This window comes from Microbacterium aquilitoris (genome assembly GCF_031932285.1).
Taxonomy (GTDB): Bacteria; Actinomycetota; Actinomycetes; order Actinomycetales; family Microbacteriaceae; genus Microbacterium; species Microbacterium aquilitoris.
In genome coordinates, this window is sequence record NZ_JAUZVT010000002.1 from 336,283 (window position 1) to 352,729 (window position 16,447).

Here is a 16,447-nt window from a genome sequence, read left to right on the forward strand (position 1 = left end):
AGGGCCGGGCCCCCGGCATCCGCTTCTCGTCAGCTCCAGAGGGAGTGGTACGCGTTGATCGCGGGTTGCCCGCCGAGGTGCGCGTACAGGACCGTCGAGTCCTTCGGGATGTCGCCGCTCTGGACGAGGTCGATGAGTCCGGCGAGCGACTTGCCCTCGTAGACCGGGTCGGTGATCATCGCTTCGAGCTGCGCGCCGAGCGCCATCGCCGACATCGTGGAGTCGACCGGGATGCCGTACAGGTCGCCCGCCCAGCCCTCCAGCACCTGGATCTCGTCGTCGCGCAGGTCGCGGCCGAGCTCGATCAGCTCCGCCGTGTTCCGGGCGATGCGCGCAACCTGATCGCGCGTCTTCTGCAGCGTGGCAGACGCATCGATCCCGATGACGCGCCGCTTCACGCCGGTCAGCTCTTCGAGCGCGGCGAAGCCGGCGATCATGCCCGCGTGGGTGGACCCCGTCACGGTGCAGACGACGATCGTGTCGAAGAAGACGCCGAACTGCTTCTCCTGCTCGGCGACCTCGAACGCCCAGTTCGCGAACCCGAGACCGCCCAGACGGTGCTCGGACGCACCGGCGGGGATCGGGTAGGGGGTGCCACCGGCATCCTCCACCTCCTGCAGGGCCTGCTTCCACGAATCGCGAATGCCGATGTCGAAGCCGGCGTCGTCGAGGCGGGAGTCCGCGCCCATCATGCGGGAGAGCAGGATGTTGCCGACCTTGTCGTTCACCGGCTCGTCCCACGGGACCCACTTCTCCTGCACGAGCCGTGCCTTGAGGCCGAGGTGGGCGGCCACGGCCGCGACCTGGCGGGTGTGGTTCGACTGGTAGCCGCCGATCGACACGATCGTGTCGGCACCGCTCGCGAGCACGTCCGGGACGATGTACTCGAGCTTGCGCGTCTTGTTCCCGCCGAAGGCCAGCCCACTCGAGACGTCTTCGCGTTTGGCCCAGACCTGCGCGCCGCCGAGGTGCTGGGTCAACCGCTTCAGCTGGTGGATGGGGCTCGGCCCGAAGGTGAGCGGATGCCGGGGGAACTGGTCGAGGATCATGCGGGCTCCTGGGGTGTGGTGTCGGTCAGCAGGTCGAGCCAGAGGCCTTCGGCGACGGATGCCGCGGCCTGGGCGTCACGGGCGGCGCAGTGCCGGATGAGCTCGGCGTGGCGCGCCGCCGAGGCATCCGCGTCATCCGACGAGAAGCGCAGACGCTCGGCGCGCTCGAGCACCGGACCGTAGAGGGCCAGCACGGTGCGGACGGCCTCGTTGCCGGCCCGATCGACGGCGACCGCGTGGAAGTCGTGATCGGCGCGCAGGGCTGCGGCGGTGTCCCCGGCGGCGTGGGCGGCCACGAACGCCTCGTTGGCCCGCCGCATCCGATCGATGTCGTCGTCGGTGAGCAGCGGTGTCGACTCGACGACAGCGATGCGGTGCATCGAGGCGACGACCGAGGCGGCATCGCGTTCGGCGCGCCCATCGATCGGCGCGACGATCGTGGAGCGACCGGGCTGAGCGAGGACGAGACCCGAGCGGGCGAGGTCGAGGAGCGCCTCGCGGACCGGGGTGCGTGAGACCCCGAGCCAGGCGGACAGTTCCGCATCGCGCAGCTGCTCGCCGGGGGCGAGCGTGCCGTCGACGATCGCGTCGCGCAGCTTGGCGCGGACGTCATCGCGGAGGAGACCGCGGGGAGGGAGGGAGGTGGCGGGGACCGGCATGCAATATATTGCACACGAGGAGCCCGGCTCGTGCAAATCGACGCGCCGCGGTCAGACGGCGACGAACTCGCTCTTCCCCCGGGCGACGTCCGTGGCGACGAGGCGGACGCGGACCACGTCGCCGGGCTGTGCGTCCACGTCGGCGACGACGGTTTCGAGCGGCGGCAGGGTGAGCGCCACGCGCGCCCCGCCTTCCCGCTGCCGCAGGACGACGGCGTCGAACTCCTCGCCCTCGCGACCCGTGAGGACTGCTGCGGCGACGCGCTCGATGGCCGCAGCATCCACCTGGGATGCGATGCGCGCGGACCCCTCCATCGTCTCGGGGAGGTCGGTCAGCGAGGATCGCACGTCATCCGGAACGGGCCGACCGTTGGCGAGGGCATCGCAGACGAGGAGCGCCCAGCGGTCGACGAGCCGTCGCAGCGGCGCGGTGACGTGCGCGTACGGCGCGGCGATCGCGGCCTGCGTCGTCAGCTCGGGGAGGTCGCCGTCGAAGGCCGCGTATCCGGCGCCGCGGAACAGAGCGGCGGCGTGCTCTCGGACCGCACGCCCCACGGGCGTCCGCGGCAGGTCGCGGAGGTAGTCGCCGTACGGCACGGCCTCCCGCCACGGCAGGCCGAAGCCGATCGTCTGCGCCCGGAAGGCCGCGACGTCGTCATCGGATGCCGGGGGCATCGTGCGGATGATGCCCACCCCGCCGCTGATCATGATCTCAGCGGCGGCCATGCCGGTGAGGAGCGACACCTGCGCGTTGGCGTCTTCGAGGGGCACACCCTCGTCGGCCTCGAGTGCATATCCCTGCGGCGTCGTCACGACGCGGATCTCGGGGAGGCTGAGGCTCGCTCCACCCCGCTCGATCTCCCGGCGGGCGCGTTCCTCGCCGAACCAGACGAGGTGTCGGATCGCATCGGGCGCGTCGCCCTTCTCGAGCGCGGCCTGCGCGTCGACGTAGGACCACTGGGCGCGGGAGCGGACGACCCCGCGGGTCAGCGACGTCGAGGTGGGGCGGGCTCCGGCATCCAGCTCGAAGCGCCAGACGTAGGCGCGGCGGTCGCGGTCCGGCAGGAGTGAGGCGGCATCCTCACTGAGGACGGCGGGGTGCAGCGGGATCCTCCCGTCGGGTGCGTAGATCGTCTGGCCGCGACGGCGGGCCTCCGCGTCGACCGCCCCGCCCAGGGTCACGAAGGCGGGGACGTCGGCGATGGCGTAGTGCAGGATGCCGCCGCCGTCGGCGGTCCGCTCGAGGTGCAGCGCCTGGTCGAGGTCGGTCGAGCCCTCCGGATCGATCGTGAGGAACGGGATGCCGCGGAGGTCCGCCAGCCCCGCGACCGCAGGATCGACGGGGACGGTGCGGGCGGCGTGCTCGGCCTCGGCGTGCACGTCGGCGGGGAAGTCCGCGGGGAGGTCGAACTCGACGCGGAGGGCCGCGAGCGCGTCGCGGAGGTCCGACTGGGCGGGGGAGACGAGACGCGCGCGACGGATGGGCACGCCGTCAGTGTAGGACGACTGGTCAGCGGACTCGTCGGTCCTGTCCAGGCGCTCCATAACGCGGGCGCATACCGTCTGCGGCATGAGCAAGCTCTCCCGACTGATCGGCATGGCCACGAAAGCGCTCGACGCGAAACCCGGTGGCACCGGGCCGTCGGGCTCGCCGAGTTCTTCCCGCACGGGCGACTGGCGCGGGATCGTCCGCTCGGCCGCCGATGCGTTGACGGGCGACGGGCGGGCTCCTGCACCCGCCACCCCCGCTGCCGGCGCACCGGCAGCGACGCCGGGCTCTTCGTCGGCGTCGCTCACGCCTCCGCCCGCATCCCGCGGCCAGGCATCCGCCCACCCGGCTACGGACGCCGATCGTCGGGCGATCGCTCGCTACGACTACCTCATGCAGACCGCCGATCCCGCGCAGATCGAGCAGATCCACCAGGAGGCCTTCGCGAGGCTGACTCCCGATCAGCGCGCGCAGGTCCAGGCGCGGATGGTGGCGGAACTGCCGACCCACGAACGACCCCGCTCCGCGGCTCCGGCCGATCTCGCCCGCGCGGCGGCGCGCGGAGAGGCCTCACGGCCGGGGCTGATGACCGGGTTGCTGTCGCGGGCGAGCCGCGGCGGGGGCGCATCCCGCGTCGCCGGCGGCGCCGCCCTGGGTGCCGGTGTCGGGATCCTCGGCGCGGTCGCCGGCGGAGCCATCGTGACGTCCGTCGCCGGCCCGCTTCTGGCCCAGGCTGCGGGCATGGGCGTGGACTTCGACGCGCTCGCCCAGGGCCTCGACGTCGATGCGCTCGCCGAGGGCGCCGTCATCGGTGTCGGCGAGCAGATCGCGGGCGTCGGCGATCAGGTCGCGGGGTTCGGGGAGAACCTCGGCGGGTTCGATCTGCCGGGCCTCGGTGACCTGTTCGGCCGCTGAGGTCGCCCTCTCACGACGGATCGACCTGTCGCGACAGATCGACCTGTTACGACAGATCGCCGCCGGCGATGCTGAGATCCGCGTCGGCGTCGAGGCAGGCGCGGACGGCGATCTCGACGGCGTCCACGATCTGCTCGAACGGCAGGGCTGACGCGCCGACGGGACCCGTACCGGCGGCCCACGGAACGTGGACGAACCCGGCGCGCGTCGGCGTCCCGGCGGTCGCATGCAGCGCGGCGTACATCGTCGCGTTGCAGACGAACGTGCCCGCCGAGTGCGACACGGTGGACGGGATGCCGGCGGCACCGAGGGCCGCACTGATCGCCTTCACCGGGAGCGTGGCGAAGTAGGCGGCCGGCCCGCCCTCCACCACCGCGGCGTCCTGCGGTCGATATCCGGCGTTGTCGGGGATGCGGGCGTCGGCGAGGTTCACCGCGATCCGCTCCGGGGTGACGGCGGTGCGGCCGCCGGCGAGACCCGTGGCGACGACGATGTCGGGTCGATGCTCGTCGAGCAGCACCGCGAGCCGCGCGATCGCACCGTCGAACGTGACGGGCAGCACCTCGGTGACGAGGCGCGCCGGCCCGGTCCACCGCTCGCCGACGGCGCGGACGGCGTCGCCCGAGGGATTGGTGCCGTCGCCCGCGAAGGGCTCGAATCCGGTCAGCAGCACAGGAGGCATCCCTCCAGGCTAAGCCGCTTGCCGCCACGCGCGACGGCTCCGCGCACCTAGACTTGACGCTCGTGGTCACCCGTCTCTCGACATACTTCCTCCGCACGCTCCGCGAAGACCCGGCCGACGCCGAGGTCACCAGCCACCGCCTGCTGGTGCGCGCCGGCTACATCCGCCGCGCCGCACCCGGCATCTTCACGTGGCTGCCGCTGGGTCTGCGCGTGAAGGCGAAGCTCGAGCAGATCATCCGCGAGGAGATGGGGAACGCGGGAGCGTTCGAGGTGCACTTCCCGGCGCTCCTGCCGCGCGACCCCTACGAGGAGTCCGGGCGCTGGACCTCCTACGGCGACGGCATCTTCCGTCTGCAGGACCGCAAGGGCGCCGACTACCTGCTCGCGCCGACGCACGAGGAGATGTTCACCCTCCTCGTGAAGGACCTGTATTCGTCGTACAAGGACCTGCCGCTGACGATCTACCAGATCCAGGACAAGTACCGGGATGAGGCGCGCCCCCGCGCGGGCCTGCTGCGCGGTCGCGAGTTCACGATGAAGGACGCCTACTCGTTCGACTACACCGACGCGGGCCAGGACGTCTCGTACCAGTCGCAGCGCGACGCGTACGAGCGCATCTTCACGCGTCTGAACATGGAGTACGTCATCGTCGCGGCCGACAACGGCCTCATGGGCGGTGCGCGCAGCGAGGAGTTCCTCCACCCGATCGCCGTCGGCGAGGACACCTTCGTCCGCTCGGCCGGCGGGTACGCCGCGAACGTCGAGGCGTTCACGACCGTCGTCCCCGAGAACCTGCCGATCCCGGGCGGTGCCCCTGTCGTCTTCGACTCGCCCGGCACGCCGACGATCGAGACCCTCGTCACCCACAGCAACGCGCACCTCGACGCGCCCGCGCCCGGCATCGCCGGCCCCGCGACCGAGGGTGCGACGCAGTGGACCGCTGCGCACACGCTCAAGAACGTCGTGCTCGCCCTGACGCACCTCGACGGCACCCGCGAACTCGTCGTCGTCGGGCTCCCCGGCGACCGCGACATCGACGACAAGCGCGCCGAGGTCGCCTTCGCGCCCGCAGACGTCGAGGCCGCCACCGAGGCGGACTTCGCGAAGCACCCCGGTCTCGTGAAGGGCTACATCGGACCGTGGTCGCCGAACGGTGCGGTCCTCGGTGAGGAATCGGCCACCGGCATCCGCTACCTCGTCGACCCCCGCGTCGTCGAGGGCACCGCGTGGGTGACGGGAGCCAACGAGCACGAGAAGCACGCGCACTCGGTCGTTTACGGCCGCGACTTCACCGCCGACGGCGTCGTCGACGTCTCGGACGTCCGCGCCGGCGACCCCGCCCCCGACGGCTCCGGCCCGGTCGAGCTCGCCCGCGGCATGGAGATCGGTCACGTCTTCCAGCTGGGCCGCTTCTTCGCCGACAAGCTCGGGCTGAAGGTCCTCGACGAGAACGGCAAGCTCGTCACCGTCACGATGGGCTCGTACGGCATCGGCGTGACGCGCATCCTCGCGATCCTCGCCGAGCTCAACAACGACGACCGCGGGCTCATGTGGCCCGAGTCGATCGCGCCGTTCGACGTTCACGTCGTCGCCACGGGGCGGGATGCCGCGGCCTTCGACCTCGCCGAGAAGCTCGCCGCCGACCTCGAGTCGGCGGGGCGCGACGTCCTCCTCGACGACCGGCCCAAGGTCTCGCCCGGCGTCAAGTTCGGCGACGCCGAACTCGTGGGCGTCCCGTGGATCCTCATCGTCGGCCGCGGCGCCGCCGAGGGGCAGGTCGAGCTCTGGGACCGCCGCTCGGGCGAGCGCACCACTCTCGCCGCCTCGGAGGCCGTCGCCGCACTCACCGCCTGAGCGGCAGCATCCGTCACCGGCGGAAACCCTGCCGTTCACCCGTCGGATGCCGGATCGTGACAGCCTGGAGGCATGTCGCCGAGTTTCACCACCTCCCTCGACGGTGACGTCACCGACGCCATCCGTACGCTCCTGTCCGATGCGGGTGTCGAGGAGGATGCCGACCTCGTCGCGCGGATCCTCGTCACGGGCGTGGGGCTCGGCGTCGACGGCACGGACCGGCTCGATCTCAAGATCGCGTCGGCCGCGTTGTCGGAGATGCGCTCGGCGTTCTCGCTGTTCGCGCCGTACAGCACGTCGCCGAAGGTGACCATCTTCGGATCGGCGCGGACCCGGCCGAACGATCCGCTCTACCGCGCGGCCGCCGACATCGCACGCGCGCTGGCCGACCGCGGCTGGATGGTCGTGACGGGGGCGGGACCGGGCATCATGCAGGCCGCCGCCGAGGGGGCGGGGCCCGATCACTCCCTCGGCGTCTCGATCCGGCTGCCGTTCGAGGAGAAGCCGAACGCGGTCATCGCCGAAGCCGACCGCGTCGTCGCCATGAAGTACTTCTTCACCCGCAAGCTCATGCTGGTCAAGGAATCCCGCGGGTTCGTCTGCGTCCCGGGCGGGTTCGGCACGCTCGACGAACTCTTCGAGCTGCTGACGCTGCAGCAGACCGGCAAGGCCGAGCCCACCCCGATCGTCCTCCTCGACGCTCCGGGCGGCTCGTTCTGGCAAGGGCTCGAGCGCTTCGCCGAAGACCACCTCATCCCGTCCGGCGTCATCTCGCCCGACGACCTGGACCGCGTCCTGGTGACGGACTCGGTGGCGGCGGCGGAGGCCGAGATCACGGGTTTCTGGCGGAACTACGACTCGCTCCGCTGGATCGGGTCGCGACTCGTGCTGCGCCTGTGCGCCGAGCCGACGGATGCCGAGGTGGCAGACCTGTCCGCACGTTTCGCGCACCTGCTCACCGGTGGCCGCATCGAGCGCACGGCGCCCCTTCGGCGTGAGCGGCAAGACGCCGATCGCCTCGACCTCCCGCGATTGCTCATGGACTTCGATCGGCACCGCGTCGGCGAGCTCCACCACCTCATCCGCGCCGTCAACGCGCTCGAATCCGCGCCGCCGGCCACCCCGCCGATCGAACCGCACGCCGTATCGTGAGCGCATGAGCCGGACGCCGGGGCCCCACCACCAGGCACGGCTGTCTGCGCTCTCGACGCTCGTCGCCGCGCTGATCGCCTTCGGGGGTGCGGCGTCGGGCTGTTCCGCTCCGTCACCCGGGCCGACGCCAGGGCCGACGCCGAGCTCGTCGGACCCGGGCATCCAGGTCTGGATCCACCAGCAGCGCGGCGACGAGCAGCGCCGCCGGGCGTCCGTGCGCGTCGAGAACGATTCGCCGCAGGCGCTCGAGATCTCCGGCATCCGCCTCATCGACGATCGGCTGAGCGGAGTCGTTGTCGTGGAGGGCGGACGGGTCGCCGCGGGGGAGTCGTTCGATTTCCCCCTCACCCTGCCCGCATCGACCTGCGACGGAGGCGCGCCGGAGCGTCGCTGGGAGCTCGACCTCGCCGACGGTGCCGACCGAACCGGCATCCTGACCGACGCCCTCGGATTCCTCGACGGCCTGAACGATCGGGACTGCCTCGAGAAGGCGCTGGCGGGGTCGCTGCGCGTGTCTTGGGGCGACGCGGTGCTCCCGGCGTCCGGTCTCGGCATCCTCCCTCTGGAAATCACGCCGACGGGCACCGGGGGCGACGCGCGCGTGGTCGCGGTGCAGTCCACGCCCCTCCTGCAGTTCGGAAGCCGGCTGACACGATTCGCCGTCCCCGACGGCTCGGCGCTCGTCGAGGTCCCGATCGAGCCGCAGCGCTGCGACCCCCACGTTGTCCAAGAGGACAAACGCGGCACGGTCTTCGCCCTCGACGTCGAGGTCGACGGCAGGAGCGGTGTCGTCGACGTGCCCGTCTCCGACGAGGAGCGGGGGCGGATTCTCAGCTGGGTCGCCGAACGGTGCGACTTCGGCGGGTGAGTCAGAGCTTCGCGTAGCGGGCGCGGAGGAAGCTGAAGGCGGCGTAGGCCACAAGGCCGAACCCGATGAGGAAGACGAGGAACGGGCCGAGCATCTGCTCGAGGAGTGCCTCGATGGCGGCGTCGAACCCGCCCGCCGCGGCCGCCTCCTGCTTCACGGCCGCGACGATCAGCAGCACGCCGACGATCGCGACGGACAGGCCCTTGCCGAGGTAGCCGACGACGCCGGTGGCGGTGACGGCGATCCCCATGCGACCCCGCGGGATGCGGACCTGCTTGTCGAACGAGCGCCTCACCCCGATCGAGGCGAACACGAGGCCGCCGATGCCGAGCCCGAGGCCCGCCGCCGCCACGACGAACACCCCACCGGGGGTCTCGAGCAGCCAGTGCGCGACCTGCTGTGCACTCCGGTCGCCGTCGAGGCGGGCGCCGAGGGCGACCGTGACGGCGATGGCCGCGAGCGCGGGATAGACCACGGCCTGCCCGGCCGCCGACGATCGCCGTCCCCAGGCGGCCGCATCCGTCCCCTTCGCGAGGAAGGCGCGCAGCACCTGGAACAGGCCCAGCGCGGCGAGCAGCAGGGCGAGCAGCCAGACGAGCGCCAGGCCGAGCGGGGCGTCGAGGATGGCGCGGAACACACCCGCCTGATCGGACTCGCCGCGCCCGCCGAAGGAGATGACGATGACGATCACGCCGAAGAGCAGGTGGACGACGCCGTTGGCCGCGTAGCCGCCTCGCGCCAGTCCCCGTGCGATGGGGGAGCGGCGCACGCTCTGCGCAGCGTCCTCCACGGCATCGGTCATCCCTCGATCTTCTCAGGTCGCCCCGCGGGGGATCGGGTAACGTTGACGGGATGCCGCGACGCACCGGAACACCGGGTGCGAGCGGCGCCGTGTTGAGCAACTGAAAAAGGGAGGCACCTATGGACATCGACCTGGGGCTGCTGCGGACCGTCGAACGCGAGCGGGAGATTCCGTTCGAGGAACTGATCCGGATCATCGAGCAGGCCATCCTGACCGCTTACGCGAAGCACACGTCTCCCGACGGTGAACTCCCCGACGGCGCCCGCGCCCACCTCGACCGCAAGAGCGGACACGTCGCCGTGTACATCCCGCTGCGCGATGAGGACGACGTCATCATCGGCGAAGAGGAGTCGACGCCCGACGACTTCGGCCGCATCGCCGCCTTCGCCGCGAAGCAGGTCATCAGCCAGCGGCTCCGCGACATCGCCGACGACGCCGTGCTCGGCGAGTTCAAGGGCAAGGAAGGCGACATCGTCGCCGGCGTCGTCCAGCAGGGGCCGAACCCCCGCATGGTGCACGTCGACCTCGGCACGATCGAGGCGATCCTGCCCCCCGAGGAGCAGGTGCCGGGCGAGAGCTACGCGCACGGCTCGCGCCTGCGCGTCTACGTGACGTCGGTCTCGAAGGGCATGAAGGGTCCCCAGATCACCGTGTCTCGCACGCATCCGGGGCTCGTGCGCAAGCTCTTCGCCCTCGAGGTACCCGAGATCGCCTCGGGCGTCGTCGAGATCATCTCGCTCGCCCGCGAAGCCGGCCACCGCACCAAGATCGCGGTCAAGGCCAACGACCCGGCCGTCAACGCGAAGGGCGCCTGCATCGGCGAACTCGGCCGCCGCGTGCGCGCCGTCACCGAGGAGCTCGGCGGCGAGAAGATCGACATCGTCGACTACGACGAGACCCTGCCGAAGTTCGTCGCGAACGCGCTGTCGCCCGCGAAGGTGACCTCGAGCTTCGTGCTCGACCAGGCCACCAAGGCCGTGCGCGCGCTCGTCCCGGACTACCAGCTCTCCCTCGCGATCGGCAAGGAAGGTCAGAACGCCCGGCTCGCGGCGAAATTGACCGGCGCGAAGATCGACATCCAGCCCGACAGCATTCTCGACGAGTCCTGACGCGGTAGGATGGAACCTGTTCGAACGTGCGTGGGATGCCGCGCGCGTGCCCCCCGGTCCTCGTTGCTCCGCATCGTGGCCAGGGACGGTGCCCTCGTCATCGACGAGAAGGCCGTCCTTCCGGGTCGGGGCGCGTGGGTGCATGACACGGACAGATGCGTGAGCACCGCACTCAAGCGGCGCGCATTCGGACGAGCACTACGGGCATCCACTCCGCTGGACACAGCGGAGCTGGATGCGCGGACCACCAGAGAATCCCTCCAGCGAAACGGCTGAACGGCTATGGACACAAAGTGAACGGCTCGAAATGAGACCCGTCCGCGAATGACGGTCCGCCCTGTCCGGGGCGGGCCCCAGACAGGAGAATTGTGGCAAAACCACGCGTGCACGAGATCGCTTCCGAGCTCGGCGTCGACAGTAAAGTCGCCCTCGCGAAGCTGAAGGAGCTCGGCGAATTCGTCAAGAGCCCTTCATCCACCATCGAGCCCCCCGTGGCTCGCAAGCTCCGCGCCGCCCTCGAGGCGGAAGGCGTGAAGGCACCCGCCGCCGCGCCCGCGAAGCCCGCCGCCAAGGCACCGGCATCCGGCGCAACGCCCGGACCGCGCCCGTCGGCACCCAAGCCCGCTCCGGCTCCCGAGCCGGCAGCACCCGCAGCCCCCGCCGAGCCGGCGGCTGAGAAGCCCGCTCCGGCCGCGGCCGAGTCCGGCGCTCCGACACCGGGCGCCGCTGCTCCCGCAGCGACCCCCGGCAAGCCGGGCGCACAGCCGCCCCGTCCGGGTGGTGCGCCGCGCCCCGGCAACAACCCCTTCGCCAGCTCGCAGGGCATGGGCCAGCGTCCCGCCGGCCCGCGTCCGGGTAACAACCCGTTCGCATCGGCTCAGGGCATGGGTCAGCGACCCAACCCGGGCAACATCCCGCGTCCCCAGGCTCCGCGTCCCGGTGCCCCTCGCCCCGGCGCCCCGCGTCCCGGCGGTGCGGGTCGTCCCGGTGGCGGCGGTCGTCCCGGCGCACCCTTCCAGCAGCGTCCCGGCGGCCCCGGTCGTCCCGGCGGCGCCGGTGGCTTCGGCGCCGCCCGTCCGGGTGCTCCCGCCGGCGGTTTCGCCGGTCGTCCCGGCGGTGGTGGCGGTCGTGGCCGTGGTCCCGGCGGTGGTACCGCAGGTGCCTTCGGTAAGGGTGGCGGCAAGTCCAAGCAGCGTAAGTCGCGTCGGGCGAAGCGGCAGGAATTCGAGATGCGGTCGGCGCCGGTCGTCGGCGGCGTCAACGTCTCCAAGGGCAACGGCGAGATCATCCGCCTGCGTCGCGGTGCGTCGATCTCGGACTTCGCCGACAAGCTCGAGGCCCTGCGCGGGTACAACGTCCAGCCCGGCACCCTGGTGACGATCCTCTTCAACCTCGGCGAGATGGCCACGGCCACCGAGTCGCTGGATGAGGCGACGTTCGAGATCCTCGGTGAGGAGCTCGGCTACAAGATCCAGATGGTGTCTCCCGAGGACGAGGACAAAGAGCTCCTCGAGGGCTTCGGTCTCGACCTCGAGGCCGAGCTGGAGGCGGAGAGCGAGGACGACCTCGAGATCCGTCCTCCCGTGGTCACCGTCATGGGCCACGTCGACCACGGTAAGACGCGACTGCTCGACGCGATCCGTCAGACCAACGTCGTCGCCGGTGAGGCGGGTGGCATCACCCAGCACATCGGTGCCTACCAGGTCTGGACCGAGCACGAGGGCATCGAGCGTGCGATCACCTTCATCGACACCCCGGGTCACGAGGCGTTCACCGCCATGCGTGCCCGTGGTGCGCAGGTGACCGATCTCGCGATCCTCGTGGTCGCGGCCGACGACGGCATCATGCCGCAGACGGTCGAGGCGCTGAACCACGCTCAGGCGGCGAACGTCCCGATCGTGGTCGCGGTCAACAAGGTCGACAAGCCCGACGCGAACCCCGCGAAGGTCCGTCAGCAGCTCACCGAGTACGGCCTGGTCGCCGAGGAGTACGGCGGCGACGTCATGTTCGTCGACGTCTCGGCTCGTCAGGGCACCAACATCCAGGCACTGCTGGATGCCGTCCTCCTCACCGCCGACGCGGGTCTGGACCTCACGGCCAACCCGAACAAGGCGGCGCGCGGTGTCGCGATCGAAGCGAAGCTCGACAAGGGTCGCGGTTCGGTCGCCACGGTGCTGATCCAGTCCGGAACGCTCCACGTCGGCGACGCGATCGTCGCAGGCACGGCGTACGGCCGTGTCCGCGCCATGATCGACGAGAACGGCGATGCCGTGGACGAGGCCTACCCGTCGCGTCCCGTGCAGGTGCAGGGTCTGAACTCCGTGCCCCGCGCCGGTGACGTGTTCATCGTCACCGAAGAGGACCGCATGGCCCGCCAGATCGCTGAGAAGCGTGAAGCGGTCGAGCGCAACGCCCAGCTGGCCAAGGCCCGCAAGCGCATCTCGCTCGAGGACTTCACCCGCGCTCTCGAAGAGGGCAAGGTCGAGTCGCTCAACCTCATCATCAAGGGTGACGTCTCGGGTGCCGTGGAGGCCCTCGAGGAGTCGCTCCTCAAGATCGAGGTCGACGACAGCGTCCAGCTGCGCATCATCCACCGCGGTGTGGGTGCCGTCACCGAGTCGGACATCAACCTGGCGACGATCGACAACGCGATCGTCATCGGCTTCAACGTCCGCCCCGACACGAAGGCCCGCGAGCGTGCCGCCCGCGAGGGTGTGGACGTCCGGTTCTACTCGGTCATCTACAACGCGATCGACGACGTCGAGCAGTCCCTCCAGGGCATGCTCAAGCCGGAGTTCGAAGAGGTCCAGTCGGGTGTCGCCGAGATCCGCGAGGTGTTCCGCTCCTCGAAGTTCGGCAACATCGCCGGTGTCATCGTCCGCTCGGGAACGATCACGCGAAACGCCAAGGCGCGGGTCATCCGCGACGGCGTCGTGCTCGCCGACGGTCTGGCCATCGAGTCGCTGCGCCGCTTCAAGGACGATGTCACCGAGGTCCGTACGGACTTCGAGGCCGGTATCGGTCTCGGCAAGTACAACGACATCCAGATCGGTGACGAGATCGAGACGACCGAAATGGTGGAGAAGCCGCGCGGCTGATCCTCAGGTTGCTACGGACTCGGATGTCCGTCCTCGGCAAGAGCGGGGCCCCTGCCCCGATTGCCTCGGACGGACATCCGAGTCCTCCGCAGTTTCCGGCCCGCCGTATCGCGGGCCGGGTAGAGAAGGAGAAGGACATGGCCGGAGAACGGCAGGCACGGCTGGCGGACCGCATCCGCGTGCTCATCGCGGAGCGCCTCGAGAAGGGGCTGCGCGACCCGCGGCTCGGATTCGTGACGATCACCGACGTCCGTGTGACGGGTGACCTGCAGCACGCGTCCGTCTTCTACACGGTCTACGGCGATGACGACGCGCGCACCGACTCGGCCGCTGCCCTCAAGGCGGCGACGGGGATGCTGCGCAGCGAGGTGGGGCGTCAGCTCGGCACGCGTCTGACCCCGACCCTCGAGTTCATCCTCGACGCGCTCCCCGAGAATGCGGGTCACATCGAGGACCTCCTGCGCGAGGCGCGCGAGCGCGACGCACAGGTGGCGGGGATCGCGGCATCCGGCTCGTACGCCGGTGACGAGGACCCGTACGTGAAGCCCCGCGAAGAGGGCGACGAGGACTGAGACGTCCTCTGCTGACGCGCGCTAGCGCGGCAGGTGCAGCATCCCGTCGACGGCCTCGACCAGGCCGTCGACGATGAGTGAGTCGATGGCCCGGTCCCGCTGCTGCGGGTCGGGCCATTCGGCGATCACGGCGGCGGCGGGCGCGACGTGGCCGTCGGCATCCCGCAGTACCTTCAGGACCGCTCCGCGCGCCTGGCGGTCGCTGCCCTCGTAGCGCGCCTGCTTGCGACGGTCGTCGCCCGTGTCGGGGTATCCGGCGGCGCGCCAGGCGCAGAGGTCGGCGAGGGGGCACGCCTCGCATCGCGGAGTGCGCGCCGTGCACACGACGGCGCCGAGCTCCATCGCGGCCGCGTTGACGACCGCGGCGTCGCCGTCGTCCTCGGGCAGGATCGCGGCCATCGCGGCGAGGTCCGCCTTCGCGGGAGGTCTCGGCTGCGAGCGTCCCTCGACGGCGCGCGCGAGGACGCGTCGGGTGTTCGTGTCGACGACGGGATGCCGGTCGCCGAACGCGAACACCGCCACCGCCCGGGCGGTGTAGTCGCCGATCCCGGTGAGCGCGAGCAGGGCATCGACGTCCCGGGGGACCATCCCGTCGTGCCGGTCGCGGATCTCCGTCGCCGCGCGGTGCAGCCAGAGGGCGCGGCGGGGGTAGCCGAGGTTCGCCCAGAGGCGGACGGCGTCGGCCGGGGGAGCGGCGGCGAGGTCGGCCGGTGTCGGCCAGCGCGAGAGCCACTCCTCGAGGCGGGGGATGACCCGGGCGACGGGCGTCTGCTGGAGCATGAACTCGCTCACGAGCGTGCCCCAGGCACCGAACCCCTCGCGTCGCCACGGCAGGTCCCGGGCGTTGTCGCGGTACCACGCGATCAGCGGCGGGGCGAGGTCGGGCACCGCTCCAGCCTAGGCTGGAAGCCATGCACCAGAGTCAGGGGAGCGGCGGGATCCTCCTCGTCGACAAGCCCGGCGGCGTCACCAGCCACGACATCGTGGCGCGCGCCCGCCGCGCGCTGAACACGCGCAAGATCGGCCACGCCGGCACCCTCGACCCCATGGCCACGGGCCTGCTCGTCCTCGGGATCGGTCACTCCACGCGCCTTCTGACCTACGTCGTCGGGCTCGACAAGACCTACGAAGCCACCATCCGCCTCGGCGTCACGACGGACTCCGATGACGCCGACGGCGTCGAGACCTCGACGACGGATGCCGGTGGCGTCACCGATGAGGCGATCCACCGCGGCATCCGCTCACTGACGGGACCCATGGCGCAGGTGCCGAGCACGGTGTCGGCGATCAAGGTCGGCGGGCGCCGCGCCTACGACCTGGCGCGCGCGGGGGAGCAGGTCGAGCTGAAGGCCCGCGACGTCGTGGTCAGCCGGTTCGAGGTGCGGGAGATCCGCCGCGGTGACGGCGTCATCGACGTCGACGTCGTCGTCGACTGCTCGAGCGGCACCTACATCCGCGCGCTCGCGCGGGACCTCGGCGCGGACCTCGGCGTCGGCGGCCACCTGACCGCGCTCCGCCGCACGCGCGTCGGCCCGTTCGACGTCGCCGAAGCCGTCGTGGAGCTGACTCCCGAGGTGCCGCTGGAGGATGCCGCCGAGGTCGCGGCATCTCTTCTCGGCGCCTTCCCGGTCACCGCCGACGAGGCGCGCGACCTGCGCCACGGCAAGCGCCTGCTGGGCGCCGCGGACCGCCTGACCGGCGAGAATCCGGCGGCGATCGATCCCGACGGTGTGCTCGTGGGGATCGTCGGACGGCGCGGGGCGGACGTGAAGAGCCTCATGAACATGCCCGAGGAGCAGCCGTGATCGCGTGGTTCACCGTCGTCCTCATCGCCGTCGCCTGCATCGCCGGCCTCCTCTGCACGGTGCTGGGGCTCGCAGGCCGACGCCCGAGCGATCTGTCGGTCGGCACGCAGGCGCTCATCCTCGTCCTCCTGGTCGTCCAGGTCGTGATCTCGATCATCGCGCCGTTCGTGGGCAACCCGCCGTCGGGCGATCTGCTGGAGTTCTGGGTGTACCTCGTCTCGGCGGTCCTGATCCCGCCGGCCGCGGTCATCTGGGCCCTCATCGAGCGCAGCCGCTGGAGCACCGTCATCATGGGCGTCGCCGCCTTCGCGATCGCGATCATGGTGTGGCGGATGAACGTCATCTGGACGATCCAGGTCGCCTGAGCCCCGCCGCCTCCGACGGCGAGGCC

16 protein-coding genes are annotated in these 16,447 nt (G+C 71.1%); 10 read left to right on the top strand and 6 right to left on the bottom strand.

The genetic code is table 11. The features are described from left to right. Nucleotides 1-29: 29 nt before the first annotated feature. The 3 genes from Q9S78_RS08390 to Q9S78_RS08400 are packed head-to-tail and all read right to left on the bottom strand — an operon-like array spanning nucleotide 30 to nucleotide 3,196. Nucleotides 30-1,049 (bottom strand): 1-aminocyclopropane-1-carboxylate deaminase, encoded by a 1,020-nt coding sequence (locus Q9S78_RS08390; protein ID WP_116228692.1) that lies wholly within the window; start codon nucleotides 1,047-1,049, stop codon nucleotides 30-32. Beyond that, on the bottom strand, nucleotides 1,046-1,708 hold the full coding sequence (locus Q9S78_RS08395; protein WP_018188606.1) for a GntR family transcriptional regulator: 663 nt from the start codon (nucleotides 1,706-1,708) through the stop codon (nucleotides 1,046-1,048). Before Q9S78_RS08395 ends, Q9S78_RS08390 begins: the two co-directional genes overlap by 4 nt. Before the next feature lie 51 nt (nucleotides 1,709-1,759). Further along, entirely contained in the window at nucleotides 1,760-3,196 is a 1,437-nt protein-coding gene (locus Q9S78_RS08400) for an RNB domain-containing ribonuclease (protein WP_311869980.1), read from the bottom strand. Between the two features lie 82 nt (nucleotides 3,197-3,278). On the opposite strand from Q9S78_RS08400, the gene Q9S78_RS08405 reads away from it, so the two are divergent. Then, entirely contained in the window at nucleotides 3,279-4,112 is an 834-nt protein-coding gene (locus Q9S78_RS08405) for a cation-transporting ATPase (RefSeq protein ID WP_311869981.1), read from the top strand. 46 nt (nucleotides 4,113-4,158) lie between these two features. Here Q9S78_RS08405 and pcp read toward each other — a convergent pair whose 3' ends face one another. Beyond that, complete coding sequence (gene pcp, locus Q9S78_RS08410; RefSeq protein ID WP_376716537.1) at nucleotides 4,159-4,794, bottom strand: pyroglutamyl-peptidase I; 636 nt, start codon at nucleotides 4,792-4,794, stop codon at nucleotides 4,159-4,161. A 62-nt stretch (nucleotides 4,795-4,856) separates the two neighbouring features. On the opposite strand from pcp, the gene Q9S78_RS08415 reads away from it, so the two are divergent. From Q9S78_RS08415 to Q9S78_RS08425, 3 genes are all read left to right on the top strand, one after another. After that, complete coding sequence (locus tag Q9S78_RS08415) at nucleotides 4,857-6,650, top strand: proline--tRNA ligase (protein ID WP_311869982.1); 1,794 nt, start codon at nucleotides 4,857-4,859, stop codon at nucleotides 6,648-6,650. A 72-nt stretch (nucleotides 6,651-6,722) separates the two neighbouring features. Further along, nucleotides 6,723-7,802, top strand: coding sequence for an LOG family protein (locus tag Q9S78_RS08420; protein WP_311869983.1), 1,080 nt, complete (start codon nucleotides 6,723-6,725; stop codon nucleotides 7,800-7,802). 4 nt (nucleotides 7,803-7,806) lie between these two features. Further along, nucleotides 7,807-8,670, top strand: a complete 864-nt coding sequence (locus Q9S78_RS08425) for a hypothetical protein (protein WP_311857459.1) — start codon at nucleotides 7,807-7,809, stop codon at nucleotides 8,668-8,670. 1 nt (nucleotide 8,671) lies between these two features. On the opposite strand, the gene Q9S78_RS08430 is transcribed toward Q9S78_RS08425, so the two are convergent. Beyond that, nucleotides 8,672-9,472: a DUF1206 domain-containing protein gene (locus Q9S78_RS08430; protein ID WP_311869984.1), complete on the bottom strand. Its 801-nt coding sequence runs from the start codon at nucleotides 9,470-9,472 to the stop codon at nucleotides 8,672-8,674. Between the two features lie 119 nt (nucleotides 9,473-9,591). On the opposite strand from Q9S78_RS08430, the gene nusA reads away from it, so the two are divergent. The 4 genes from nusA (at nucleotide 9,592) to rbfA (ending at nucleotide 14,251) form a co-directional block, all read left to right on the top strand. Beyond that, nucleotides 9,592-10,581: a transcription termination factor NusA gene (nusA, locus tag Q9S78_RS08435; protein WP_018188598.1), complete on the top strand. Its 990-nt coding sequence runs from the start codon at nucleotides 9,592-9,594 to the stop codon at nucleotides 10,579-10,581. Between the two features lie 9 nt (nucleotides 10,582-10,590). Next, nucleotides 10,591-10,857 carry a YlxR family protein gene (locus Q9S78_RS08440; protein WP_081626480.1) on the top strand — a complete coding sequence of 89 codons (267 nt, stop codon included), beginning with the start codon at nucleotides 10,591-10,593 and terminating at the stop codon, nucleotides 10,855-10,857. A 92-nt stretch (nucleotides 10,858-10,949) separates the two neighbouring features. Further along, on the top strand, nucleotides 10,950-13,679 hold the full coding sequence (gene infB / locus Q9S78_RS08445) for a translation initiation factor IF-2 (RefSeq protein ID WP_311857455.1): 2,730 nt from the start codon (nucleotides 10,950-10,952) through the stop codon (nucleotides 13,677-13,679). Nucleotides 13,680-13,816: 137 nt separating this feature from the next. Further along, entirely contained in the window at nucleotides 13,817-14,251 is a 435-nt protein-coding gene (rbfA, locus tag Q9S78_RS08450) for a 30S ribosome-binding factor RbfA (protein ID WP_116228701.1), read from the top strand. Nucleotides 14,252-14,272: 21 nt separating this feature from the next. Here rbfA and Q9S78_RS08455 read toward each other — a convergent pair whose 3' ends face one another. Continuing rightward, on the bottom strand, nucleotides 14,273-15,139 hold the full coding sequence (locus tag Q9S78_RS08455; protein WP_311857454.1) for an iron-sulfur binding domain-containing protein: 867 nt from the start codon (nucleotides 15,137-15,139) through the stop codon (nucleotides 14,273-14,275). A 23-nt stretch (nucleotides 15,140-15,162) separates the two neighbouring features. Between Q9S78_RS08455 and truB the strand changes: the two genes are divergently transcribed. Next, entirely contained in the window at nucleotides 15,163-16,056 is an 894-nt protein-coding gene (truB, locus tag Q9S78_RS08460) for a tRNA pseudouridine(55) synthase TruB (protein ID WP_116228703.1), read from the top strand. Further along, the gene (locus Q9S78_RS08465; RefSeq protein WP_018188593.1) at nucleotides 16,053-16,421 is read left to right on the top strand and encodes a hypothetical protein; all 369 of its coding nucleotides are present in this window, start codon (nucleotides 16,053-16,055) and stop codon (nucleotides 16,419-16,421) included. Before truB ends, Q9S78_RS08465 begins: the two co-directional genes overlap by 4 nt. The last annotated feature ends 26 nt before the right edge of the window (nucleotides 16,422-16,447 follow it).

Coding starts and splice junctions, on each gene's coding strand:
- Q9S78_RS08390 (WP_116228692.1), bottom strand. CDS start 1,049: ATGATCCTCGACCAGTTCCCCCGGCATCCGCTCACCTTCGGGCCGAGC.
- Q9S78_RS08395 (WP_018188606.1), bottom strand. CDS start 1,708: ATGCCGGTCCCCGCCACCTCCCTCCCTCCCCGCGGTCTCCTCCGCGAT.
- Q9S78_RS08405 (WP_311869981.1), top strand. CDS start 3,279: ATGAGCAAGCTCTCCCGACTGATCGGCATGGCCACGAAAGCGCTCGAC.
- pcp (WP_376716537.1), bottom strand. CDS start 4,794: ATGCCTCCTGTGCTGCTGACCGGATTCGAGCCCTTCGCGGGCGACGGC.
- Q9S78_RS08420 (WP_311869983.1), top strand. CDS start 6,723: ATGTCGCCGAGTTTCACCACCTCCCTCGACGGTGACGTCACCGACGCC.
- Q9S78_RS08425 (WP_311857459.1), top strand. CDS start 7,807: ATGAGCCGGACGCCGGGGCCCCACCACCAGGCACGGCTGTCTGCGCTC.
- Q9S78_RS08430 (WP_311869984.1), bottom strand. CDS start 9,472: ATGACCGATGCCGTGGAGGACGCTGCGCAGAGCGTGCGCCGCTCCCCC.
- nusA (WP_018188598.1), top strand. CDS start 9,592: ATGGACATCGACCTGGGGCTGCTGCGGACCGTCGAACGCGAGCGGGAG.
- Q9S78_RS08440 (WP_081626480.1), top strand. CDS start 10,591: ATGGAACCTGTTCGAACGTGCGTGGGATGCCGCGCGCGTGCCCCCCGG.
- rbfA (WP_116228701.1), top strand. CDS start 13,817: ATGGCCGGAGAACGGCAGGCACGGCTGGCGGACCGCATCCGCGTGCTC.
- truB (WP_116228703.1), top strand. CDS start 15,163: ATGCACCAGAGTCAGGGGAGCGGCGGGATCCTCCTCGTCGACAAGCCC.